The 24,951-nt window shown below is 41.8% G+C and carries 25 protein-coding genes; 12 read left to right on the top strand and 13 right to left on the bottom strand.

Translation table 11 applies throughout. The annotated features are described in order from the left end of the window. The first annotated feature begins 121 nt into the window (after positions 1-121). Entirely contained in the window at positions 122-835 is a 714-nt protein-coding gene (locus tag G3W54_RS17645) for a cell cycle transcriptional regulator TrcR (RefSeq protein WP_162654616.1), read from the top strand. 85 nt (positions 836-920) lie between these two features. On the opposite strand, the gene G3W54_RS17640 is transcribed toward G3W54_RS17645, so the two are convergent. The 3 genes from G3W54_RS17640 to G3W54_RS17630 all read right to left on the bottom strand — a co-directional run bounded on the left by G3W54_RS17640 (position 921) and on the right by G3W54_RS17630 (position 4,376). Continuing rightward, complete coding sequence (locus G3W54_RS17640; RefSeq protein WP_162654615.1) at positions 921-1,700, bottom strand: SDR family oxidoreductase; 780 nt, start codon at positions 1,698-1,700, stop codon at positions 921-923. A 15-nt stretch (positions 1,701-1,715) separates the two neighbouring features. Continuing rightward, positions 1,716-3,614 carry a propionyl-CoA synthetase gene (locus G3W54_RS17635; protein WP_162654614.1) on the bottom strand — a complete coding sequence of 633 codons (1,899 nt, stop codon included), beginning with the start codon at positions 3,612-3,614 and terminating at the stop codon, positions 1,716-1,718. Between the two features lie 93 nt (positions 3,615-3,707). Continuing rightward, the gene (locus G3W54_RS17630; RefSeq protein ID WP_162654613.1) at positions 3,708-4,376 is read right to left on the bottom strand and encodes a YggS family pyridoxal phosphate-dependent enzyme; all 669 of its coding nucleotides are present in this window, start codon (positions 4,374-4,376) and stop codon (positions 3,708-3,710) included. A gap of 219 nt (positions 4,377-4,595) precedes the next feature. On the opposite strand from G3W54_RS17630, the gene leuS reads away from it, so the two are divergent. Genes leuS through holA form a run of 3 tightly spaced genes read left to right on the top strand, consistent with a single transcriptional unit; the run spans position 4,596 to position 8,742 of the window. Beyond that, entirely contained in the window at positions 4,596-7,211 is a 2,616-nt protein-coding gene (gene leuS / locus G3W54_RS17625) for a leucine--tRNA ligase (RefSeq protein WP_162654612.1), read from the top strand. Next, positions 7,198-7,707, top strand: a complete 510-nt coding sequence (locus G3W54_RS17620; protein ID WP_162654611.1) for a hypothetical protein — start codon at positions 7,198-7,200, stop codon at positions 7,705-7,707. Before leuS ends, G3W54_RS17620 begins: the two co-directional genes overlap by 14 nt. Positions 7,708-7,713: 6 nt before the next feature. Continuing rightward, positions 7,714-8,742 carry a DNA polymerase III subunit delta gene (gene holA / locus G3W54_RS17615; protein WP_162654610.1) on the top strand — a complete coding sequence of 343 codons (1,029 nt, stop codon included), beginning with the start codon at positions 7,714-7,716 and terminating at the stop codon, positions 8,740-8,742. A gap of 14 nt (positions 8,743-8,756) precedes the next feature. On the opposite strand, the gene G3W54_RS17610 is transcribed toward holA, so the two are convergent. From G3W54_RS17610 to hemE, 8 genes are all read right to left on the bottom strand, one after another. Beyond that, positions 8,757-9,647, bottom strand: a complete 891-nt coding sequence (locus G3W54_RS17610) for a ParB/RepB/Spo0J family partition protein (RefSeq protein ID WP_162654609.1) — start codon at positions 9,645-9,647, stop codon at positions 8,757-8,759. A gap of 40 nt (positions 9,648-9,687) precedes the next feature. Continuing rightward, a complete protein-coding gene (locus G3W54_RS17605; RefSeq protein WP_305792186.1) occupies positions 9,688-10,506 on the bottom strand; it encodes an AAA family ATPase in 819 nt (272 codons plus the stop codon). Between the two features lie 25 nt (positions 10,507-10,531). Next, positions 10,532-11,170 (bottom strand): 16S rRNA (guanine(527)-N(7))-methyltransferase RsmG, encoded by a 639-nt coding sequence (rsmG, locus tag G3W54_RS17600; RefSeq protein WP_162654608.1) that lies wholly within the window; start codon positions 11,168-11,170, stop codon positions 10,532-10,534. Beyond that, complete coding sequence (gene mnmG / locus G3W54_RS17595) at positions 11,160-13,043, bottom strand: tRNA uridine-5-carboxymethylaminomethyl(34) synthesis enzyme MnmG (protein WP_162654891.1); 1,884 nt, start codon at positions 13,041-13,043, stop codon at positions 11,160-11,162. Before mnmG ends, rsmG begins: the two co-directional genes overlap by 11 nt. A gap of 157 nt (positions 13,044-13,200) precedes the next feature. Continuing rightward, entirely contained in the window at positions 13,201-14,526 is a 1,326-nt protein-coding gene (mnmE, locus tag G3W54_RS17590; protein WP_162654607.1) for a tRNA uridine-5-carboxymethylaminomethyl(34) synthesis GTPase MnmE, read from the bottom strand. Positions 14,527-14,575: 49 nt separating this feature from the next. Then, a complete protein-coding gene (gene rho, locus G3W54_RS17585; protein WP_174244260.1) occupies positions 14,576-15,841 on the bottom strand; it encodes a transcription termination factor Rho in 1,266 nt (421 codons plus the stop codon). Positions 15,842-15,965: 124 nt separating this feature from the next. Next, positions 15,966-16,430, bottom strand: a complete 465-nt coding sequence (gene hemJ / locus G3W54_RS17580; protein ID WP_162654889.1) for a protoporphyrinogen oxidase HemJ — start codon at positions 16,428-16,430, stop codon at positions 15,966-15,968. A 40-nt stretch (positions 16,431-16,470) separates the two neighbouring features. Further along, a complete protein-coding gene (gene hemE / locus G3W54_RS17575; protein ID WP_162654606.1) occupies positions 16,471-17,505 on the bottom strand; it encodes a uroporphyrinogen decarboxylase in 1,035 nt (344 codons plus the stop codon). Positions 17,506-17,942: 437 nt separating this feature from the next. Between hemE and G3W54_RS17570 the strand changes: the two genes are divergently transcribed. The 4 genes from G3W54_RS17570 to dnaQ are packed head-to-tail and all read left to right on the top strand — an operon-like array spanning position 17,943 to position 20,712. Further along, positions 17,943-18,542, top strand: coding sequence for a Maf-like protein (locus G3W54_RS17570; RefSeq protein ID WP_162654605.1), 600 nt, complete (start codon positions 17,943-17,945; stop codon positions 18,540-18,542). Beyond that, complete coding sequence (locus G3W54_RS17565) at positions 18,535-19,371, top strand: shikimate dehydrogenase (RefSeq protein WP_162654604.1); 837 nt, start codon at positions 18,535-18,537, stop codon at positions 19,369-19,371. The genes G3W54_RS17570 and G3W54_RS17565 overlap by 8 nt, the downstream gene beginning before the upstream one ends. Positions 19,372-19,400: 29 nt before the next feature. Beyond that, the gene (gene coaE, locus G3W54_RS17560; RefSeq protein WP_162654603.1) at positions 19,401-19,985 is read left to right on the top strand and encodes a dephospho-CoA kinase; all 585 of its coding nucleotides are present in this window, start codon (positions 19,401-19,403) and stop codon (positions 19,983-19,985) included. A gap of 22 nt (positions 19,986-20,007) precedes the next feature. Beyond that, the gene (dnaQ, locus tag G3W54_RS17555; protein ID WP_162654602.1) at positions 20,008-20,712 is read left to right on the top strand and encodes a DNA polymerase III subunit epsilon; all 705 of its coding nucleotides are present in this window, start codon (positions 20,008-20,010) and stop codon (positions 20,710-20,712) included. Positions 20,713-20,762: 50 nt separating this feature from the next. On the opposite strand, the gene secB is transcribed toward dnaQ, so the two are convergent. Beyond that, positions 20,763-21,266 (bottom strand): protein-export chaperone SecB, encoded by a 504-nt coding sequence (gene secB / locus G3W54_RS17550; RefSeq protein WP_162654601.1) that lies wholly within the window; start codon positions 21,264-21,266, stop codon positions 20,763-20,765. Between the two features lie 114 nt (positions 21,267-21,380). Then, positions 21,381-21,962 carry an FxsA family protein gene (locus G3W54_RS17545; protein WP_162654600.1) on the bottom strand — a complete coding sequence of 194 codons (582 nt, stop codon included), beginning with the start codon at positions 21,960-21,962 and terminating at the stop codon, positions 21,381-21,383. A 163-nt stretch (positions 21,963-22,125) separates the two neighbouring features. On the opposite strand from G3W54_RS17545, the gene G3W54_RS17540 reads away from it, so the two are divergent. From G3W54_RS17540 to G3W54_RS17525, 4 genes are read left to right on the top strand one after another with little or no spacing between them, the layout of a single operon-like run. After that, positions 22,126-22,833, top strand: coding sequence for a Tim44/TimA family putative adaptor protein (locus tag G3W54_RS17540; protein ID WP_162654599.1), 708 nt, complete (start codon positions 22,126-22,128; stop codon positions 22,831-22,833). A 24-nt stretch (positions 22,834-22,857) separates the two neighbouring features. Next, the gene (locus G3W54_RS17535) at positions 22,858-23,961 is read left to right on the top strand and encodes an MltA domain-containing protein (RefSeq protein ID WP_162654598.1); all 1,104 of its coding nucleotides are present in this window, start codon (positions 22,858-22,860) and stop codon (positions 23,959-23,961) included. 43 nt (positions 23,962-24,004) lie between these two features. Beyond that, a complete protein-coding gene (locus G3W54_RS17530) occupies positions 24,005-24,592 on the top strand; it encodes a Smr/MutS family protein (RefSeq protein ID WP_244627984.1) in 588 nt (195 codons plus the stop codon). Beyond that, complete coding sequence (locus G3W54_RS17525; RefSeq protein WP_162654597.1) at positions 24,589-24,945, top strand: helix-turn-helix transcriptional regulator; 357 nt, start codon at positions 24,589-24,591, stop codon at positions 24,943-24,945. The genes G3W54_RS17530 and G3W54_RS17525 overlap by 4 nt, the downstream gene beginning before the upstream one ends. Positions 24,946-24,951 lie beyond the last annotated feature (6 nt).

The following is a 24,951-nucleotide window of genomic DNA, read 5'->3' as shown; positions in this document are numbered from 1 at the left end:
AATGATGACAATTGCTTTTCATTAAAATTATGGATATAGAGATCTCCAATTCCTCCGGAAATTGTGGTAACAAGTACACAGCCTGCGGCACCGGCGCGGGGTTAAGAAAAGGATTCTGTCTATGGCACAACAATTACTTATGCCAAAAGCAACAGCGATTTGGCTAGTTGATAACACAGCGCTAACATTTGATCAGATCGCATTATTTTGTAAAATGCATCCGCTGGAAATCAAAGCCATTGCTGACGGTGAAGCATCGCAGGGTATTAAAGGTTTGGACCCTATATCAACAGGCCAGTTGACTCGCGATGAAATTAAGAAAGCTGAAGAAACGCCAACATATAAGTTAGCTATTGCAACGGCTAAAGTTCATTTGCCGGAGAAAAAGCGCAAAGGACCACGTTACACACCACTGTCTAAGCGTCAGGACCGTCCAAACGCTATTTTGTGGTTGGTGCGCAATCATCCTGAACTGAAAGACGCAGCAATTTCTCGTCTGATTGGTACAACGAAGAATACAATTGGCCAAATTCGTGAGCGTACTCACTGGAATTCAGCAAAACTTACACCAATGGATCCTGTAACTTTAGGCCTTTGTAAACAAATTGACCTAGACCTTGAAGTAGAACGCGCTGCGAAAAACCGCCCTGCAAACATGCCATACACACTTGAGGAAACATTATTGCCAGCTTCTGAAACACAGAACCCTGATGCTGATGTGATGGACATGACACCACCAGCACCGAGCGAAGAGAACAGCAAAATATATGATGCTGATGCCGTATTTTCTAAACTTTCATCTTTGAAAGACGATAACACTTCAGATGAAAGCTAGATCTTTATTTAAAAAGAACTAGATCTAAAAATTGGGCGCTCGAACATAAGTTTAGCGCCCATTTTACTTATCTAAAAAATTGGTTTCAATCCTCTTCGATTGTCACCGGATAGTTCTGAGCAAGTCGTCCACCATCTGCATAGATGGTTTCACCCGTTATAAAACTAGCTGCTTTCGAAGCTAAAAAAGTGGCTATGGAAGCAATTTCAGATGCTTCACCGATACGATATAGCGGTGTACGCTCCAAAACTTTCTGTTCCATCTCACGATTCCCAATCACATCGATAAGCATATTCGTTTTAATAGAACCCGGTCCAATCGCATTTACACGAATACCATAAGGTGCCAAAGACAGCGCGGTAGCACGCGTAAGCTGTTTCACGGCCCCTTTTGACACCGAATATGGTATCTGCGAAGGAATGGCGACCGTATCGTTTATAGATGACATATTGATAATACATCCAGCTGGTTCGCCATTTTTAACCCGTTCAACCATATGTTTAGCTACAGCTTGGCTTAGAAGAAAAACTCCTTTGAGGTTAACCGCCATGACGCGATCAAAATCTTCCTCTGTAATATCTAAAAAATCCGCCACATGAACGACGCCGGCATTGTTTACTAAAACATCAATCTGTCCAAATGCCCCTATTGTCTGTGCAATTAGATTATGAACATCAATTCGCTCGGCAACACTTCCAACAAAGGTTTCCACCTCACCCACTTGCGAAAGTGCTTTCTGGGTTTCCATCAGCGCTTTCTCATTAATATCTGTAATCATAACGCGAGCATTATCTTTTAAAAATCGTTCGGCAATAGCTCGCCCGATACCTTGCGCGGCACCAGTAACAACAACAGATTTCAACATAGAAGCCTCTAAATCTTACTTTGATCGATAATTATCAATCGTTGTTTTAATTTCATCAAGAATTGCCGGATCATCAATTGTTGCCGGCATTTTCCATTCCAGACCGTCATGGATTTTTTGCATAGTCCCACGCAACATTTTGCCAGATCGTGTTTTCGGTAAACGAGATACTTGGATAGCTGTCTTAAATGCTGCAACAGGCCCGATCTGATTACGTACATGCGCAACGATCTCAGCTTCAATTTCATCAGCACCACGATCAACGCCTGAATTGATAACCACAAACCCAATCGGCAACTGACCTTTCAATTTATCATTCACCCCAATAACAGCGCATTCAGCAACGTCTTTATGTCCGGCAATGGCCTCTTCAATGGCACCTGTTGAAAGACGGTGGCCTGCAACATTAATTATGTCATCAGTCCTCGACATAATATAAAGATAACCATCGTCATCCTTATATCCAGCATCCGCCGTTTTATAATATCCCGGGAACTCTTCGAGATATGCTTCAATAAAACGATCTTCTGCATTCCACAATGTCGGCATTGCTGATGGCGGAAGTGGTAATTTCACCACGATATTTCCAAGCTCGTTTGCTCCAAGAGGCTCACACCCATCATCAACAATTTGCACATCATAACCTGGCATTGGAACGGCAGGTGATCCATATTTGACAGGAAGCAAACCAAGCCCGGCTGGATTACCTGCAATTGTCCAGCCAGTTTCTGTCTGCCACCAATGATCAATCACGGGAACTTTGAGCATGTTTTCTGCCCACTTAATGGTATCAGGGTCAGCTCTCTCTCCAGCTAAGAAAAGCAACTCAAAATGGGATAGGTCGTATTTCTCTATAAATTCACCAGCTGGATCTTCTTTGCGAATTGCTCGAAAGGCAGTTGGTGCTGTGAAAAGGCTTTTTACTTTATATTCTGAAATAATTCGCCAGAATGTTCCAGCGTCAGGTGTCCCAATCGGTTTACCTTCAAAAAGCACAGATGGATTACCCGTCATCAACGGACCATAAATAATATAAGAATGACCCACAACCCAGCCAACATCTGATGCAGCCCAAAAAACCTCTCCCGGCTTAACGCCATAAATTGACTCCATCGTCCACGATATGGCAACCATATGCCCACCATTATCACGCACTACGCCTTTTGGCTGACCAGTCGTCCCTGACGTGTAGAGAATATAAAGTGGGTCTGTCGCTAGAAGACGCTCACACTCTATATTAGCACCCTCAAATTCTTCCAATAAACCAGCATAATCATAATCACGACCATCAATCATATCCGCTAAGACTTGCTTGCGCTGAACAATGATTGTCGAGTTTGGTTTATGGTTGGATAACTCTATCGCCTGATCGAGAAGCGGTTTATATGCTATATTTCTGCTTGGCTCTATACCACAAGATGCGGCAATAACTAACTTCGCTTCACAATCTTCAATACGGGTTGCCAGCTCATTAGCAGCAAAGCCACCAAAAACGACTGAATGAACAGCACCTAGGCGCGCGCAGGCCAGTGTCGCTACAATTGCTTCAGGGATCATCGGCATGTAGATAATGACCCGATCACCTTTCACGATACCCTGTGCTCGAATTGCAGCAGCACAAGCTTGGACATCACTAAGCAGTTTACCGTATGTAATCTTGTCTTTAGACCCCGTGACAGGACTATCATAGATCAATGCAACATCGTTGCCTTTGCCGTTATTTACATGACGATCGAGGCAATTATAGCAGGTATTGGTTACACCGTCGGTAAACCATCGACCATAAACTCCCTTGCTTTCATCAAAGATAGTCTTCGGCTCCTCAAACCAATCAATTGATTTACTGGCTTCTTGCCAAAAACCCTCTGGATCAGATTGCCAGTTTGCATAAACAGAATGATACTTACTTGTCACGAAGACCCCTCCCAAAGGTTTTACTTCGTCAAGCAATGACCTAAATTCTGAAATATTTCAAGCTGGATGATTGTCGCACGACAACACATGCGATCAGATTTTGTAACGCTCGCCAAAAATAGCAGATCCCACGCGAACATGTGTAGCTCCAAATTCGATTGCAGTTTGGTAATCAGAACTCATTCCCATGGATAAATTCTCTACACCTGCCTCTTCCGCCAATTTCTGCAGAAGCGCAAAATGTGGACCTGGGTTTTCACCATTTGGCGGGATGCACATCAAACCAATAATGGGTAATGATAAATCATTCTTACAATGCTTTACAAAGGCAACTGCATCCTGCGGTGCTATGCCAGCCTTCTGCGGCTCGAGCCCCGTATTTACTTGAACATAAAGATCGGGGCATTTCCCAATTTTAACGGCTTCTTTTTGAATGGTTTTTGCAATTTTTTCGCGATCTACAGATTGGATAACATCGAACAACTCGATTGCATCTACAGTTTTATTAGACTGCAATGGCCCAATAAGGTGAAGTTCAATATTCGGTATTTCAGATTTTAGTTCTGGCCACTTACCCTGGGCTTCTTGAACACGATTTTCACCAAATACGCGTTGACCAGCTTCGATAACCGGGCGAATTTTATCTGCATTATGCGTTTTTGAAACTGCGATGAGTTGCAAATCTTTTGATGCACCTTTGGATTTCGAAGCCACGTTTTGGATGTCTTCTAGTACGATTTTTAGATTTTCTTCTACAGACATTATCAGCCTCAATTAGCGATTCACGTGAAACATTTGTTATAGGATCCCTATTAAACCCATATCGAAATTGGCAAGCTTTGCGAATTCCAAAGCAGCTAAGCTCCTTTTAATATCAAAAGCGAACATTTGAATAGTCTTTAGTGTTGACGATGCGCAGCTTTCATGGTGAAGCTCCGCAACAAATGTAAAAGCTCACCGATTGAACTATCAGGAATAAAAATGGCCGTTGAACGTTATAACCCTAGACAGACTGAACCAACATGGCAGAAGCGCTGGGACGAACAAAAAATCTACGAAACACACAATGATGATCCGCGTGAAAAATATTATGTGCTCGAAATGTTCCCATACCCGTCAGGCCGCATTCATATGGGCCATGTTCGCAATTATGCGATGGGTGATGTAGTTGCACGTTATCGCCGAGCGAAAGGTTATAATGTTCTTCATCCCATGGGCTGGGATGCTTTTGGAATGCCAGCCGAAAATGCGGCCATGCAAAACAAAGTCCACCCCGGTGAATGGACATATCAAAACATCGACACGATGCGCCGTCAGCTTAAATCAATGGGTCTATCACTTGATTGGTCCCGTGAATTTGCGACCTGTGATGTTGAATATTACGCGCAACAACAAAGCTTGTTCCTGGACTTTTTGGACAAAGGCCTTGTTTACCGCAAGAATGCAAAAGTAAACTGGGACCCGGTCGACATGACAGTGCTTGCCAATGAGCAGGTTATCGACGGCAAAGGTTGGCGCTCAGGTGCCGAAGTCGAACAACGCGAACTAACACAATGGTTCTTCAAGATCACAGATTTTGCAGATGACCTATTAACTGAACTAGACGGTTTAGATCGCTGGCCAGAAAAAGTACGCTTGATGCAATCCAACTGGATCGGCAAATCAGAAGGCCTGCAAATTCGTTGGGCTTTGGATAGTTCTGCACCAGAAGGCTTCGATGATGTTGAAGTTTACACAACACGCCCAGACACATTGTTTGGTGCGTCTTTCCTAGCCATTTCCGCAGACCATCCGCTAGCAATCGCATTGTCAAAAGACAATTCAGATCTTGCCAACTTCTGCAAAGAATGCAGAAACATGGGCACCTCTGCTGCCGAATTGGAGACAGCTGAGAAACATGGTTTTAACACCGGAGTTACAGTCGCCCACCCGCTTGATAAAAATTGGAAGCTTCCAGTTTATATCGCCAATTTCGTATTGATGGATTATGGTACAGGTGCAGTATTTGGATGTCCGGCTCATGATCAGCGCGACCATGATTTTGCTAGCAAGTATGGTCTACCTATTTTGCCTGTTGTAGCGCCAGAAAATAGTAATGGTGAAACTACTGATATTACGAAGGAAGCCTACACTGGCTCCGGCATCATGATCAATTCCAGGTTCCTGGATGGAAAAACACCAAAGCAAGCTTTTGATGAAGTTGCTAGTGCACTCAAAGCAACTATGCTTGGCGGGGAACCACAAGGCGTTCGTAAAACCCAGTTTAAACTTCGCGATTGGGGTGTTTCCCGTCAACGTTATTGGGGTTGCCCAATTCCGGTTGTTCATTGCGATACCTGCGGCGTTGTTCCCGAGAAGAAAGAAAATCTTCCAATTAAACTGCCCGATGATGTTGATTTTGAAAAACCGGGTAATCCACTTGACCGTCATGACACATGGCGCAATACAGAGTGCCCATCCTGCGGTAAGCCAGCAAGACGTGAAACAGACACGATGGATACATTTGTGGATTCATCGTGGTATTTCGCACGTTTCACAGATTCTAAAAACGCTAATCCAACTGATCCAAAAACTGCCAGCGAATGGCTTCCGGTTGATCAATATATTGGCGGTATTGAACACGCGATCTTACACTTACTTTATTCCCGTTTTTTCACGCGAGCTATGCAAGTCACCGGTCACCTCGATATAAAGGAGCCCTTCAAAGGTCTCTTCACCCAAGGTATGGTTGTTCATGAAACATATAAAGGTCCTGAAGGATGGGTCACCCCAGCTGAAATTGATATTAGTGATGTTGATGGAAAACGTACAGCAACATTGATCGGCAAAGAAACCAAGATTGAAATTGGTTCGATTGAAAAAATGTCAAAATCGAAGAAGAACGTAGTTGATCCGGATGATATTATTGAATCATACGGTGCTGATACGGCTCGTTTCTTTATGTTATCCGACTCTCCACCGGAACGTGACGTTATTTGGACCGAAGGTGGCGTCGAAGGCGCACATAAGTTCGTTCAACGCGTTTGGCGTATTATTGGTGAGGCAGCACCTGAACTTAAATATATTAAGAGCAAATCTGCTCCAGATGGGCCAGCAAATGACATTTCAAAGATTGCCCATAAGACATTAAAACTTGTTGGCGCCGACCTTGAGAAGCTCGCATTTAATAAATCAGTCGCCAGAATTTACGAATTCGTCAATGCGATTGCTGCGCCACTTTCACAGGTTGCAAATGGTGATGCTGACGACACCATGAAGGCAGCTTGTCGCGAAGCATGCGAGATACTAATTCACCTAATTGCTCCTATGATGCCTCACTTAGCCGAAGAGTGTTGGATGGCACTAGACTGCAAAGGCTTGGTTGCACAGTCTGCTTGGCCTGAATTTAACCCAGATCTTGTGGCAGAAAGTACTATTATGATGCCGGTTCAGATTAATGGAAAGAAACGGGGCGAACTAATAATTGAGGCCAATGCCGACAAAGAGACAATTGAAGAAGCTGTTTTAGCACTTGATTTTGTTGCTGATAAAATCAATGCTCAACCTATACGAAAACTAATTATCGTGCCTAAAAGGATTGTGAATGTTGTTATCTAATGTGCTCTCAAGAGAAGCCATACGAATTAGTTTTGTTGCAGGATGTGTCAGTATTCTGGCCGGATGTCAGGTAACACCTCTTTATAACAGTGCAACCTCTAGTGCGTTACCAGCAATCGAAATATCAGATGCCGACGATCGGCTTGAGCAGGTGGTCCGAAATCAATTGGTTTTTCTAAATGGCGGGTCTGGAAATCAAAGTGCTAGTGACTATAAACTCGAATTGAACGTTACACGCAGTGCTTCCGGTGTACTTGATTCAGGAACTGATAATAATTTTTCCGCCGGACGAATGGTTGCAAATGGGACTTATAAACTCATGAAGTTCAGCGATGGGACAGTTATTAGAGAAGGAAAGCGCAGTTCTACCGCGCTCTACGACCTTCCAGATCAAGAATTTTCAAAAATTCGCGCACTTAGAGACGCTGAGGACCGAGCGGGACGTGAATTGGCCGAACTTATTTACGCTGATCTCGCCATAGCACTGCGCAAATAGTCTAGTATGGCGCAGATTAAGGCACATGAGTTCGATGGTTTAATCAAACGAACGGGTATACCCTATCGTGCTTTTCTTATTTATGGCCCCGACAATGGTCTTGTTTCGGAGCGCGCACGAGAACTTTCCAAAAAAATTAATGTCGATTTAGCTGATGATTTCGCCACCATAAGGCTCGAGTCATCTGAAATTTCATCAGATCCTGGTCGACTAGCCGATGAGATCGGGTCCATCGGTCTGTTTGGTGGTGATCGACTTATCTGGGTAAAGAACGCCGGCGGCGACAAGAAATTGCCGGCAATTATAAGTGGGGTTCTTGAAGAGATTACCGAGAGTGTAACATTAATCATTGAGGCTGGCGACCTTAAGAAATCCTCACCCTTACGTAAGATGATTGAAAAAGCACCTCCTGCTCTTGCAATTCCTTGTTACGCAGATGATGGTCGTTCATTACAAGCTTTGATTGATCAAGAACTCGGCGCAGCGAACTTACGTATTGAAAATGACGCGCGCCAGTTATTACTGAGTTTTTTAGGCGGAGATCGCCTAGCGAGCCGTGGTGAGCTGCAAAAACTAACGCTCTATTGCCAAGAACAAAAAAATATTACCGCAGAAGACGTCACTAATGCCATTGGGGACGCTTCTTCGATCTCAGTTGACGAAACAGTTGATGCTATATTAACCGGTAATATCAATGAGTTAGATAAATCTTTTTCAAAAATTATCATCTCCAAAACACCTATCTTTCTGGTTTTACGCTCTTGCCTCGTTCAACTACAGCAGATCGACATCATGCGATCAGAAATTGAAGTAAACAAAAAGCAAGCTGGGCAAGTTATGTCTGAAATGGGACGATATATTCATTTCAAACGTAAACCAGCTTTTGAGAAAGCATTACGAAAATGGACTTGTAGCAAACTGAGTAAGGAAATGGATCGTTTATCTAACACTATTTTGGAAACGCGAAAAAATGCAGCGCTTGAAGAAAGCATCGCCAGACAGGCTTTGATGCGTGTTTGCCTTCTAAGTCGCTAAATTCACATTGAATCTTAGCCGGCAACGCCAAGTAATTTGCAAATATTATCAAGTTGTTCGAGCGATTTGTAGTTAATCTGCAGTTGACCTTTTTCACCTTTATGGTTCAAAGCTACCTTTAACCCCAGAACGTCACTAAGGCTTTGTTCAAGAGCAAGAGTATCCGCATCTTTTTGCACGACTTGATTTGATTTTCCCGCTGAAGAGCGTACATCTTCACCATTTATATCAAGCTGCGCTAAACGCTCTGCTTCGCGAACAGATAAACCTTCACTAACAATTCTTTTTGCAAGCTCTAAGGGATTAGACGTAGATACAATTGCCCGGGCATGGCCTGCTGATAATGATCCATCGACAAGCATCTGACGAACTTCATCTGGTAGCTTTAATAGTCGTAAACTATTTGCGACATGACTTCGGCTCTTACCAATTACCTCACCCAAATCATTTTGAGTATATCCGTAATGAGACATAAGCTGCTCATAGCCAAGCGCCTCTTCCAGAGGATTAAGATCTGAACGCTGAACATTTTCAACGATAGCAATTTCTAACGCTGTCTTATTATCTACGTTACGAATAAGCACAGGTACATTAGTAAGACCTGCTTGTTGTGCTGCCCGCCAACGACGTTCGCCTGCAATAATTTCATATCTATCTTCAGATGTTTTACGAACAACAATCGGCTGCACGATGCCATGTTTTCGGATAGAGCGAGCAAGATCAGCTAAGCCCTCCCGATCAAAATATTGACGAGGGTTTTCTGAATTACGAACAATGAACTCAATCGGTAAGTTTTGATCAGGTGCTATCGCAGAAGGTTCAGCTTTTTGCTCAGCAGTATCCATCTCACCAATAAGAGCGGCCAGTCCACGCCCTAAACGTTTCTTTGATTGTTCATCACTCATATAACACCTATTAAATTAGCTTATTCTATTATCAAACGAATTAAGCAGCTTTATGCTCACGCTCTCTTTGAATTACCTCTGAGGCTAACTGCAGATACGCCTGACTACCTGAGCAAGCAAGGTCATACAAAATTGCAGGTTTACCATAAGAAGGCGCTTCAGAAACTCGAACATTTCTAGGGATAAGCGTTTGATATACTTTTTCACCCAAATTTTCTCGCACATCTGCAACAACTTGATGTGCAAGATTGTTTCGTGCATCATACATGGTCATTACAACTCCTTGAATCTCAAGGTCTGGATTAAGAGTATCTCGAACCTGTCCAACAGTTTCCAAAAGCTGACTTAAGCCCTCCAAAGCAAAAAACTCACATTGAAGCGGTACAAGAACAGAGTGAGCTGCGGCCATTGCATTCATGGTAAGTAAATTTAGAGATGGTGGACAGTCAATAAGAATATAACTATATTTCTGAGCAGCCGGACCGTGCAATACTTCTTTCAAACGGTAAGCTCGCTTTGGGTCGTTAGAAATTTCCATTTCAAGACCAAGAAGATCCATCGTCGAAGGAATAATGCTTAAGTTAGGAACGGCGGTTTTTAAAACAGCTTTAGATAACTCCGCTTCAAAAATTAGAACATCATAAGATGACAATTCCCGATCACGTCGTTCTATTCCAAGTCCGGTACTCGCATTACCTTGCGGATCCAAGTCGACAACCAATACTTTCTCGCCAATAGCAGCAAGAGCAGTTGCTAAATTGATTGCTGTCGTCGTCTTGCCGACACCGCCTTTTTGGTTAGCAATAGTAATAATACGATTGAGATTTATCTTCTTACTCTTTGGCATAGGTATCAACATATTTACATCGAAGGTTCTTTAGTGACTATTTCTGCCTTAGATGACTGATACTCAAAATAACGGAGTCGTCTTCAATCTGGCTATCATATTTTACCAGATCAAACGTCCAACGACTACGGGCAATATCCAATTCCGCGGCGTAATCCCTACCTTTGTGAAACCATGCACAACATTTTTCATTCTTGGCAAACCAAGGTGCGGACATCTCCAAAAGATCGGACAATGATGCAAGTGCGCGTGCAGATATTGCATCTACGCTTGCTATATCCTTGATTGCATTCGATACTCGAACGGGATGAACACTTGCTCGAGCACCTGTTTTAATAATACAATTTCGCAGAAATGCGGCCTTCTTTTGATTGCTTTCAATCAAATGAACCCAACCTTTTTCATTCTCCGCAAGGCAAATACCGGTTACGATCCCAGGAAAACCTGCTCCACTCCCCATATCCAACCAAGTTTTAGGCTGTTGGTTATATCGATAGATTTGCAGACTATCTAATATATGTCTACTCCAGAGATTATCCACGGTGGACGGAGATACTAGATTTATGGTTTTCTGCCATTTTCTTACGAGATCAGCATATAATTGCAATCTTTCCCATGTTTCACGTGAAACATCAAAAACATCGTTACCTGCCTCCAGTTTCTCTCTATTGCTCATTCTGCGCCACCTCAACTCTGATCGAGGCTTGTTCTCGCTTCATATATGTCAGAATAATAGCAATCGCAGCAGGTGTCATTCCATCAATTCGATTCGCATGAGCAATAGATACAGGTTTGAACCTGTTTAACTTAGATTTCAGTTCATTAGATAAGCCTGGTAAAACATCATAATCGAAATTTATGGGTATCAAACGAGACTCCTCACGCTTTTGATTCTTAATATCTGCTTCCTGACGCAATAAATATACTGCATAAGTCGCATCAACCTCAATTGTTTCCAACAGTTTAGTATCGTAAACACCAAGTTCTGGCCAAACGCGCAAAATATCTTCCAAGCAAATTTGAGGATAAGACAAAAGCTGAAATGCAGACCTAACAACGCCGTCTTTATTGAGTTTAATATCAAACTTCTCAGCCTCAGAAGGCGAAAGATGTCTACTTTCAAAATCATTGCGGCACTTCTTTAGAGATTTCTGCCATTGCTCGAATTTTTGCCGGCGTTCATTACTTACACAGCCTAACTCTATTGCAAATGGTGTTAATCGAACATCAGCGTTATCAGCACGAAGTGTTAAACGATACTCAGCCCGAGAAGTAAACATACGGTAGGGTTCAGTAACGCCATGCGTCGTAAGGTCATCAATCATAACTCCGATGTAAGATTCGGTACGACTAAATAAAACAGATTCGCCACCCTGAACCACTCTCGCCGCATTCAAACCTGCAACTAACCCCTGAGCAGCCGCTTCCTCATAACCAGTCGTTCCATTAATCTGTCCTGCCAAAAACAATCCAGATAACTTCTTCAACTCAAGAGTTGATGACAATTCCCGCGGATCGATATAATCGTACTCGATAGCGTATCCGGGTTGCAAAATATTTACATTCTCCAAACCGGGAATAGTTCGAATAAATTGATCCTGTATATCTTCCGGTAAAGAAGTCGAGATACCATTTGGATAAACGGTATCATCATCCAAACCCTCAGGCTCAAGAAAAATTTGGTGTCCATCCCTATCACCGAATTTTACTATCTTATCCTCAATCGATGGACAATAACGAGGACCCACGCCCTCAATCTGTCCCGAATACATGGCGGATTTAGAAATATTATCTTCAATAATACGATGCGTGGCGTTTGTTGTTCGAGTGATACCGCATGGAATTTGCTTTTGCGTTATAGCCCCTGACATAAATGAAAAGGGCACCGGATCGGTATCAGCCTCCTGAGTAGCTAATTTGTCCCAGGCAATTGTTTTTCCGTCCAAACGCGCAGGCGTTCCAGTCTTTAGTCGTCGCAGATCTAAGCCAAGATTTTCCAAACGATCAGATAGGCCCAGAGCTGGCGCCTCCCCCATGCGACCAGCAGGGATTTTCTTATCACCAATATGTATAAGACCGCGAAGGAAGGTTCCAGTCGTTAGAACAACAGCGGAACACATAAACGAACGACCATCTTTAGTCAGAACACCATCAATTTGACCAGCGTTAACAATCAAGTCATCTACTTCACCTTCTACTACATCCAAATTTTCAATCTCTGAAATATTTTTTTGCATAGATTCGCGATAAAGTTTTCGATCCGCTTGAGTTCTGGGACCGCGAACCGCAGGACCTTTGCGGCGGTTCAACATGCGATATTGAATAGCTGCATCATCGGTCACTCGACCCATAAGACCATCCATCGCATCGATCTCACGAACCAGGTGTCCTTTGCCAAGCCCACCTATGGCCGGATTGCATGACATAACACCGATTGTATTAAGCTTGTGAGTAATTAGCGCTGTAGAAGCGCCCATTCGCGCTGAAGCTGATGCCGCTTCGCAACCAGCATGGCCACCGCCTATAACTATTACATCGTACTTCATAATTCACCTTCTTTTCGATATCTTGTTCAGTCAGTATCGAATAAATGTCAAGCAAATTTGGCGTTTCACGTGAAACTCTCAAATATTCCATGTTTCACGTGAGTCATGCTATCGCCACCGATGTTTCACGTGAGTCATCAACAAATATGTTTCACGTGAATCATTTACCAACGCAAAATTCGCCGAAGATCACTCCCAGTAAATCTTCAACATCAGTTCTGCCTGTTATTTTGCCCAAAGCATCCTGCGCCAAACGTAGATGTTCCGATCTAATTTCGATCGGTTCATCAATCAGTAGAGTAGCTTCAGCTAACTCTAGCTGCGCGATTTTCAACAGATCTATATGTCTTTGTCGTGTCGGAACCACGAAATCGTCCGGGACAACCAAAATTTCTAGCGCTTGCTCAACCCTATGCAGTAAGCCTTCCAAACCATCTTCCGTAGTAGTGGAAATTAACGCGTCAAACTGTTCACCAAAATCTGCAGTCACAATATCAGTTTTCGTACCAATTTTTAGTACATTACTTTTTGAAATCAATCTCTCCGGTAAGGCATCATGATCTCGAGATATATCTATAAGATGTAAAATTAAGTCAGCAGTTTCAAGTGCTTGCTCCGCACGTCGAATGCCTTCTCTCTCCAGCATATTGTCAGTGTCTCTAATACCCGCCGTATCTTTTACAACAACGAGATGTCCCGCTATATCTAAGCGGACTTCCAATATATCTCGCGTAGTTCCTCTCTCCTCAGATACTATAGCCACATCCCTTCCAGCCAAAGCATTTAGAAGTGAGGATTTTCCAGCATTTGGAGCTCCAGCGATAACTACAGAGAAGCCATTACGCGTTATTTCACCCGCGCGAGACTTTTTTAGATGGCGGGATATCTCTTTTGCGAGTAGACCAACATCTGACCAAACCTGATCTGAAATAGCCCCAGGAATATCATCTTCGTCCGAAAAATCGAGTTCTGCTTCTATTAATGCCCGAGATCTCAATATCCGTGCTGCCCATCCATCGTATAAATCTTTAAGAACCCCATCTGACTGTTGTATAGCCAGTCTCCGCTGCATTTCGGTTTCGGCAGATATCAAATCGGCCAATCCTTCCGCTTCGGTCAGATCCATCTTTCCATTATCAAATGCGCGTTTTGTAAATTCACCGGCTTCTGCAATACGAAGACCCTGCAAGATCGATAACGCATTAAGACAAGCACTGACAACTGCACGTCCGCCATGCAAATGAATCTCCGCACAATCTTCACCCGTAAATGAATTTGGGTTGGGGAAAAAAAGAACCAAAGCCTTATCAATAACCAGATCGTTCCGATCACGAATCGTTTTCAACACTGCCATTCGTGGTTTAGGTATCACTGAACAAAGTGTTTCGAGCACGAATCGAGTCCTGGAACCACTGATACGAACAATAGCAACACCGCTGGGTAATGAGCCAGATGATAAAGCGTAAATAGTATCCTGTTCAGACATAACTCAAAGCCCTAAGTTTCAAGTCGTACGGATATTTAGATTCTAAAACCTAAGTATTCATTGAATCGAAGAAATCGGAATTACTCTTTGTTTGCTTTAATTTATCGATAAGGAATTCAATCGCGTCCGTTGTTCCCATAGGTGACAAAATACGTCGTAATACGAATACCTTCTGTAAATCTTGCTTATCAACAAGAAGATCTTCTTTGCGAGTACCTGATTTCAAAATGTCCATCGACGGATATATACGCTTATCAGCAATCTTACGATCAAGAACAATCTCAGAGTTACCAGTACCTTTAAACTCTTCAAAAATCACTTCATCCATACGGCTACCAGTATCAATCAAGGCAGTTGCAATAATCGTCAAAGAACCACCCTCTTCAATATTGCGCGCAGCACCAAAGAAACGTTTCGGGCGTTGCAAAGCATTTGCGTCAACACCGCCTGTTAAAACCTTACCGGATGAGGGCACAACAGTATTATAAGCACGTCCAAGTCTTGTGATAGAATCAAGCAAAATAACAACATCGCGTCCATGTTCGACAAGGCGCTTAGCTTTTTCAATAACCATTTCAGCAACTTGTACATGACGTGTTGCAGGTTCATCGAAAGTTGAAGAAACAACTTCACCCTGTACTGATCGTTGCATATCCGTAACTTCTTCAGGGCGTTCATCGATTAAAAGAACGATCAGATAGCATTCTGGATGATTTTCTGTGATACAATGCGCAATATTCTGCAAGAGAACAGTCTTACCAGTTCTGGGCGGCGCAACAATCAAACCACGCTGACCCTTACCCAAAGGTGCGACCAAATCAATAACCCGAGCAGATAAATCTTTCCGCGTTGGATCATTCATCTCCATATTAATTCGCTCATCTGGATAAAGAGGAGTCAAATTATCAAAATGTACTTTGTGTCTAATCTTTTCCGGATCTTCAAAGTTTATTGTATTGACTTTTAGGAGTGCAAAATAACGCTCACCTTCCTTCGGTCCACGTATCGGACCTTCAACAGTATCACCGGTTTTTAAAGAAAACTTTCGAATCTGAGACGGAGAGATATATATATCATCAGGACCTGGCAGGTAATTAGCTTGTGCTGAACGCATAAAGCCAAACCCATCCTGAAGAACTTCAACAACACCTTCACCAATAATCGTGACGTCCTGAGCAGCTAGCTGCTTCAGGATGGCAAACATCAATTCCTGTTTGCGCATAACACTCGCGTTTTCGACATCAACACCTTCTGCGAATTCTAATAACTCAGCAGGTTTTTTACTTTTAAGCTCTTGAAGCTTCATTTCTTGCATGGAAAATCCAGATATAACTATTGAGAAGTAAACCCGAAATGACAAAGCCGAAGAAATCGGACGGGCTTGGATAGAGCTAGCATAACGATTCTCAAACGGAATCGCAAGGCCCTATAATTTTGCATTAAAATGGTCGCACAATTACCATGATAACAACACCGATCATTAACAATGTTGGGACCTCATTAAGATATCGCCATTGTTTCTCGGATTTTGTATTTTCATCCATTGCAAAACGTTTTTGTGCTTTAGATAAAACACCATGAAATCCAGACAAAACCAAAACCAATATAAACTTAATGATAAACCACGTCTCAAGTGGTACAAAGCCACTAAATATCAACCAAATACCACATCCCCAAGCCACTATCATCGCTGGATTAATGATAATTTTCAAAAGCTTAAGTTCCATCACCTTGAATTGTTCAGAAACATCCGATCCAACTTTCGATGCAGCATGATAAACAAAAAGCCGTGGCAAATAGAGCATACCAGCCATCCATGAGATAACAGCAATCACATGCAAAGCTTTAATCCAAGGATAAGCATGAACACTTTTCCAAGTTATAGCTAATATTGCAAAAAACATGATGTAGATAACACCTGAAACGACCTTTTTTTTCACAGAACTATCCACGCTGATATCCTCTTATCCGTTTCAATAAGCGAGTGACATTTTCCGGATCAGCTTGAGGTGTTATTCCATGGCCAAGATTAAAAATTAAGGGTCCGTCGGATAACTCAGCCATAATCCTATCAACCCCTTTATCAAGGGCTTCTCCACCTGCAACCATTAACATAGGATCAAGATTGCCTTGGACAGCGCCCTGTTTTTGTAATTCTTTTGCAAAAGTAACAGGTACGGTCCAATCGAGACCTATAGCATCAGAACCTACTTGAGAACGATAGTTTTGGAGTAAAATACCAGCGCCCTTTGCAAAGGCAATTATCTTAGCATCCGAGCGGGCAGCTCGAACCTGATCAATAATTCGCTTAACAGGACGAACAGCATATTTCTCAAATTCTTTCTCCCCTAAAACACCTGCCCAAGAATCAAATATTTGTACAGCATCTGCACCGGCATCTATCTGAGCGATTAAATACTGAGCGGACATATCCGCTAAAATATCGAGCAGTTTGTTAAAAGCTTGCTCATGTTCATAAGCAAATAATCTGGCTGGAGCTTGATCAGGTGTCCCGTGACCAGCAATCATATAGGTTGCTACCGTCCACGGAGCACCACAGAAGCCTAGAAGAGTAGTTTCATTAGGGAGTTCTATTCGTAACCGCTTAAGCGTTTCAAAGACCGGTGTAAGATGGTTCAGAAAATTATCTGTTTTCAAAGCATCAATGCCTGCAGGGTCGATAGGATCCATTTTAGGCCCTTCACCCGTTACAAAATGAACATTTCTATTCAAAGCATCTGGAATAACTAATATATCAGAAAACATAATAGCTGCATCAAAACCAAATCTGCGAATTGGTTGCATTGTAACTTCAACAGCTAATTCCGGATTATAACAAAGTGATAAAAAATCTTTCGCTGTTTTTCGAGTGGCACGATATTCCGGTAAGTAACGTCCTGCTTGTCTCATAAGCCATATGGGTGGTGGAAAAATAGTTTCTCCATCGAGAACACGTAGTAATTTTCTCTTCTCTGACACTTATACACTCCGGGCTAATATATAAATTATATATGTATTTGTATTTTTATTCTTAGAGTCTGTGAATAATGGTGATTAACAATAAACCACAATTCATCCACAAGGTATCCACAATCTTGTCGCATCAAATATCGATCATTTCAAAACCGAAACATCGCAAAAATATATATTTTTCAATATAATATAACTTACAAAAAAAGTTATACCTTATAATCACAGAGTATCTTGAGATTTTAATTAATAGTTATTCGACTTATTCACATTGTGGATAAACTGAGCATTGTTTTAATAACTTATCTAGTGCTGTTTTGTTAACCAAATGTTATCCAATTTCATTAACAGGTCAAAATTATAATTGTGCGTAGATCAGCAAAATGATTGACCAAAGTAACGAACTTAGAAATTGAAATGTAACTTTCAGAGAATCAGTGAGCTTCATGAATTCCAAAATTATTCTTGCTTCAAAAAGTATCCATCGGAAGATGTTAATGGAAAATGCTGGTCTTAACTTTGATACTGCTTCAGCAGATATCGACGAGCGTACGATTGAAACCGCAGTTAAAGATACTGGTGTGATACCAAAAGAACTAGCTCTTATTCTAGCTAATGCGAAAGCTTTAGATGTATCACAAAAAAATACTGATCAATATGTAATTGGTTCTGATCAAACGATGTCAATGCAAGACAAGATGTTTCATAAACCCGAAAATATGGATGATGCAAGGCGCCGTTTATTGGAACTATCAGGTAGTACGCATGAATTAAACAGTGCTGTAGTAATTGTAAAAAATGGTGAAACGATATGGCAACATGTATCAACCGCTGAATTAACAATGCGAAAATTAACACCAGAATTTATAGGCCGCCATCTTGCTCAAGCAGGCGATGATGTTCTTACCTCTGTTGGTGCCTATCAATTGGAAAAAGAAGGTGTGCAATTGTTTGACAACATCAAGGGTGATTTTTTTACAATCGTCGGGTTGCCTATGTTACCACTTTTGGAAGAGCTGCGGAACTTGGGAGTGATTGATGGCTGAACAGGTTTTTAAGAGAGCGTTTGTTGTAGGGCATCCGATTTCGCATTCAAAATCTCCGCTAATTCATGGTTACTGGCTTAAAAAATATGGGCTAGAAGGTTCTTATGAGGCTGTAGATGTTTCCCCAGATGAATATCCGTCATTTATTCAGATGTTGAAATTAGATGATGCTGAATTTTTAGGTGGAAATGTGACAATTCCTCACAAAGAACAGACCTTTAAATTAGTTGATTATGTTGATGATATTGCCGCTCAGATAGGTGCAGCTAATACGATTTACAAAGAAGGTGGAAAACTTCATGCCACAAATACGGATGTTTATGGCTTTACTGCAAATCTAGACGATTTTGATAAGAGCTGGCGCAAAGGAAAGAAGGCAATTGTTTTAGGTGCCGGTGGTGCTAGTCGCGCTATTTTATTTGCTCTTAAACAGATAGGTTTTGACGAAGTCTTCCTTTTTAATCGAACTATAGAGCGAGCTGAAAATCTAGCACAGGATTTTGGTAATTATATCAAAGTCTTACCAGTGAATGAATTGCAATCTGGTCTGCAGGATGCAGATCTTTTTATCAACACAACATCTCTTGGTATGGGCGGAACAAAAGTTCCGAGTTTAGATTTTACAGTTATGGCAGATGATGCTTTGGTCACTGATATTGTTTATACGCCATTGATTACACCATTTCTGCAGATGGCAATGGATCAGAATATGAAAATAGCAGATGGATTTGGTATGTTGCTTCATCAGGCAGTTCCTGGATTTGAACATTGGTTTGGTGAGAGACCGCAAGTAACAAAAGAACTTCGAGAGATTATTTTAAGCGCCTAGAAGCTAACCTGTCTATAACTGGAGACAAAATGAAGATAATTGGCCTCACAGGTTCTATTGGTATGGGTAAAACCACAACGACCAAAATGTTTGAACAACATGGCGTTCCTGCAATCGGCTCCGATGATATTGTGCATGCACTTTATGATAATGAAGCCGTAGAACCTATTGAATCATTGTTTCCGGGATCAACAAAAGATGGCAAGGTGAATAGAGCTGCGCTTTCTAAATATGTAATAGGAAATTCTGATGCATTTGCTAAACTTGAAGCTCTGGTTCATCCCCTTGTTAAACTTAAACAAGATGAATTTGTCGAAGTTGCGCGTCAAAAAGGTCATGATCTTGTTCTTCTAGATATTCCGCTCCTATTTGAAATAGGTGCTGAAGAACGTTTCAATGCAATTATAGTGGTAACTTGTGATGCCGATGTTCAACGACAACGCGTTCTATCCCGCAAAAACATGACAACAGAGAAATTCGAAGCGATATTAGCCAAGCAAATACCGGATCATGAAAAACGTCGCCGCGCGGACCATATTGTGGATACGTCTGTGAGTTTAAAAGAAACAGAAGCCCAAGTCATAGCAATTATTAACATTTTGCGACATTCTTAACACTGTAATTAGGAATTATACCATGCGTGAAATCATCTTCGATACTGAAACAACAGGTCTTAGCAACAAGGAAGATAGAATTATTGAGTTTGGTGGTCTTGAACTTGATAACAAATTTCCAACGGGGAATTCCTTTCATATCTATATCAATGCCGCTGGTAAAAAAGTACATCCTGATGCGCTTGAAGTCCATGGTATTACTGACGAGTTCTTGAATGATAAGCCTCTGTTTAAAGACATCGTTGATGATCTTTTGACGTTTGTAAAAGGTGCAAAACTTGTTGCGCATAATGCTAGTTTTGACATGGGTTTTTTAAATGCTGAACTTGCTCGATTAGATATTCCGCCAATTGGCAATGAGCATGTTATTGATACATTGGCAATTGCTCGTCGTCGTCATCCAATGGGCCCAAATAGTTTGGATGCTTTGTGTCGTCGTTATGGAATAGATAATTCTAGACGTGAGAAGCACGGCGCGTTGCTCGATGCTGAGTTGCTTGCGGAAGTCTATATCGAAATGTCAGGTGGTCGCCAAACAGCTCTAAGTCTTGTGAATAATCAAGATGATGGCGATCAGACGTTTGAAGCAACGGATGGAACAATTGTCCGATTCGGCCAAAGACCTGAACCTTTGCCATCGCGTGTTACTGATGAAGAAAAACAAGCCCATGATTTATTAATTGATGGCCTGGGCGAAAATTCCATCTGGGCAAAATATAAGCAATAAAAAAACCGGTTTACGCTTTTGCATAAACCGGTCTGAAATAATCGAAATGATTAGTTAGCTTTAGGAGCTTCAACTTTTTGCTTTGCTTGTTCTTCAGCCATGCGCTGTTGGAACATTTGTGCAAAATCAATTGGATCGATCATCAATGGTGGGAAACCACCATTACGTGATGCATCTGCAACGATCTGACGTGCAAATGGGAATAAAAGACGTGGGCACTCAATGAAAAGAACAGGAAGAACATGTTCTTGCGGGAAGTTTTCAATACGGAAAACACCGCCATAAACCAAATCAATGTGGAATAAGGTGTCTTTGCCATCTTTGGCGTCAGCTGTAAGGTTAAGTACAACATCAAAATCTGTTTCTGAAAGCGGATTAGCATTCACATTTACATTAATGTTAATGTCTGGAGCTTTTTCCTTTGGGCCAAGAGATTTAGGCGCGCCCGGGTTTTCAAATGAAAGGTCTTTGACGTACTGAGTTAGGACATTTAGTGATGGCGCAGCAGCAGCTTCACCATTTGCAGCGTTATTTTCAGCTGGTTTATCCGACATTTAATTATCCTTGTTTGGCTTAGTTTTGGAAAAGCATATCAGAGGTAATAGGCTTATTGATGGTTTAATTGAGGTGGAGCTAGCATTTCAGCCCATTTGTGACAACAAAAAAATCTATTTTCGTTTATATTGGTCGCTGACCTGATTTGTTTTTGATGTTTTGTGTTCTTCGTTTTTCCCGCCATCTCCCCACGGTGAATCTGGGTTTGGTTCAGAGGTATATTCATCTTCGTTCAAATCAACATAAGGTTCTTTTGGGTAATTCGGATGTCTATCTGTCGAATGAAAACCACCCATTCCACCATTCGGGCCACCGCCTAGTCCACCTCCAAAATTAACGACGCTAATTCGTGATTTTATGAAGTTCCACGCTAAATCGCGAAACGGTGGAAAAAACAAAAGAAAACCGATGGAATCTGTAACAAATCCAGGTGTCAGCAATAATACACCCGCAATCATGATCATGGCACCATGAACAAGCTCTCGACCAGGAAGTCTACCTGCTTTCTGTTCATTTTGTAGACGTTGTAAAATGCCCAGTCCTTGCTGGCGTAAGAAGAATGTTCCTAATATTGCGGTGACGAAGATCATTACCAGTGTTGGAAAGACACCAATTTGCCCACCAATGAGAATGAATACAGCAATTTCAGAAATTGGAACTACTAAGAGCAAAATTGGAATAATTGATAAGCGCATTTTATAATTTCTTACTAAATTTGGCCAAGTATTATGGCCTTAATATTGATTTTATTCTTTAGATAATGAATTGAATGTCATTTTTAAAGAGAAAGTCATTTGAATGATAGGCCTAAGCACTCTATATGCCTAGTAGATGATTTTTTAAATAACGGCGATAATTATGGGTTCTTTTGACTTTGTAACATTTTTCTTCTTTGCAGTAGCAATTATTGTATTCATGCAATTGCGCGGTGTTTTAGGAAAACGCACCGGCCATGAGAAGCCTCGTAATGAAAGACCGGAAGCTTTGCACCGTGATGATACAAGAGCAGATCATGATGCTGATTCAAATGTGGTAACTCTTCCACAGCGTGATAATAAACGAGACGATAGTAAGAAATATGCAGCTATCGATGATTATGCTGATATAGGTTCCGACCTGAATAAAGGTCTCCGTGCAATTTTCGATAAAGATCCGCAGTTTACGCCCAAACAATTCGTTGAAGGCGCGCGAATGGCATATGATATGATCGTAACGTCCTTTGCAGATGGCAATCGTAAAGAGTTGAAAAACTTATTGTCTCGAGATGTTTATGAGAGTTATGCAACAGCGATCAATGAACGTGAATCGCGTGGCGAGGTGGTTAAATTTAACTTTGTTGGTGTTGAAAAAGCCAATATCGTTCAAGCAGAAGTTCAAAATCGCGTCGCGAACGTGACAGTTCGCTTGGTTAGTCAGATTATCTCAGCGACATTTAATAAAGATGGTGAGATTATAGAAGGTGATGAAGAAGATATCGCCGAAGTTATCGATGTGTGGACATTCTCACGCGATCTTAAGTCACGTGATCCAAACTGGCGTCTTGTTGCTTCTGAACCTGACGCGTGAGCTAAAGGTGTAAAGTTAAAACAAATGACTTTTATGTGCCAGCCTTGTAGGTTTGATGTTCTTGATGGTTGGCAGGACGATGATCATAAGGCGGCTTTTGCCGCCTTTGTTGTTTCAGCTAATCACCATATAAATCAAAAACCATACCCAACGCGAGCGATTAGTGTATCGCAACAACGCTTTAGCGAGATCTGCAATCAAGCGATACAGTTAAGCGAAGGGCAGGATATTACCACCGCGCAGGCGAAAACGTTCTTTGAGGAGAATTTTACACCACATTTCATAGACGATGCCGGGAAATCAGGATTCGTCACCGCATATTATGAGCCAGAGGTGCGGGTATCATTTATAAAGGACAGTGAATTTCAATACCCCATCTATCGGCAACCAGAAGATTTAAAATCGATCAAACACCTCACGATAAAGCCAAACACTGTTCCAAAAAATTTTGATTTCGCGCGGCAGGTCGATGATGGTTATGAGGTTTATTCGGATCGAAAAGCTATAGATTGTGGCTGTTTAGAAAGCAAAGGCCTGGAAATTGGCTATGCCGCTGAGAGATCTGATGTCTATTTTACTCATATTCAAGGTTCCGCAAAGCTTATCGATGATCATGGTCAAACCATGCGTATTTCTTATGCTGCAAAAACAGGTCATCCCTATACGAGTATTGGCAAAATACTGGTCGAACGAGGGATAATTAGCCAAGAACATATTTCTATGAAAGCTATTCGGAGTTGGATAGCTGAAGGTATGAAGGAAAATCCGTATCGAGTTGATGAAATATTATGGCAAAATCAATCATACATCTTTTTTTCTCAAAATAGTCAGCTTGAGGATAATCTCGGGCCGGTGGGTGCAGCAAAGGTTCAGCTAACACCTCGACGTTCTCTTGCTGTTGACAGGTCAATACATCAATTTGGTTTGCCGATATTCATAAACATGCAAACTGATTTATTGGAGGATGGAGACCGGTTTAGAAGGCTTATGATTGCCCAAGATACAGGTTCTGCCATTCTTGGTGCATCTCGTGGGGACATATTTATGGGCAGCGGTGAAGATGCTGGCCAAATAGCAGGTAAAGTCTGTCACGATGCTGAATTTTACATTTTGCTTCCAAAGAATTAGATCTGGTAACGAAATCTTTTAAGGCAGTATCTAAAATCAGATTATGACCAAACGGCAGAAAAAACTTACAGAAGATGATCGCAAAATTTGGCACAAAGTGACCAAAACTGTGACGCCTTATGGAAAAATGACCGCGCTCGATGAGGATGATCTGCTTGATATTCATCATATTGATGAAAAGGAACGAAAACCCTTTTTAAAGAAACCGGTCCTGCGGTCTGTAGCCGAGAGCTATCAACCGCCAATTTCAAAACCAAAAGTAGCTTCTAAGGGTGTTAAGCAACAATCGTTAAATCCAATTGAACGGCCCGTTCATCGCAAAATTTCAAAAGGTCGTGTTTCTATAGATGCTCGTATTGATTTGCATGGCATGACGCAACAATCGGCACATTGGGCACTCTACAATTTTCTAGATGATGCTTATCAGCAAGGTTTACGCCATGTTCTGGTTATTACCGGCAAAGGAAATTCTTCCGGTGGGCAGGGTGTTTTAAAGCGCGCAGTACCTGACTGGTTCACAAAATCAGATTTTAAAATGTTTGTCTCAGGGTTCCGTAATGCTGCTCAGCATCATGGCGGTGAAGGAGCACTTTATGTTAGGTTGCGTAAGAAAACGGAAAAAATCAGATGACCCCATTTGGTGAAGCTATTCGAAAATTGCGTGAAGATCGCAATGTAACACAAAAACAAATGGCCATAGAGCTAGGTGTCTCGGCAGCCTATTTGTCTGCGCTTGAACACGGCCACCGTTCAAAACCAAGTTGGCAATTTGTTCAGCGGACCATCGGGTACTTTAATGTAATTTGGGATGATGCAGAGAACCTGATGGAACTTGCAGGCTTGTCTGATCCTAAAATTACAATCAATACGTCTGGGTTAAATGCCAAGGCGACAGAGGTTGCCAATCTTTTGTCCAAATCTGTTCAGACATTGTCATCAGAGGATCTTGATAAAATTCGAATGATTATTGAGAATGCGAAATAAACCGAC

The sequence above is a fragment of the Lentilitoribacter sp. Alg239-R112 genome, assembly GCF_900537175.1.
Classification (GTDB): domain Bacteria; phylum Pseudomonadota; class Alphaproteobacteria; order Rhizobiales; family Rhizobiaceae; genus Lentilitoribacter.
This window is presented reverse-complemented; position numbering and strand designations above follow the sequence as displayed.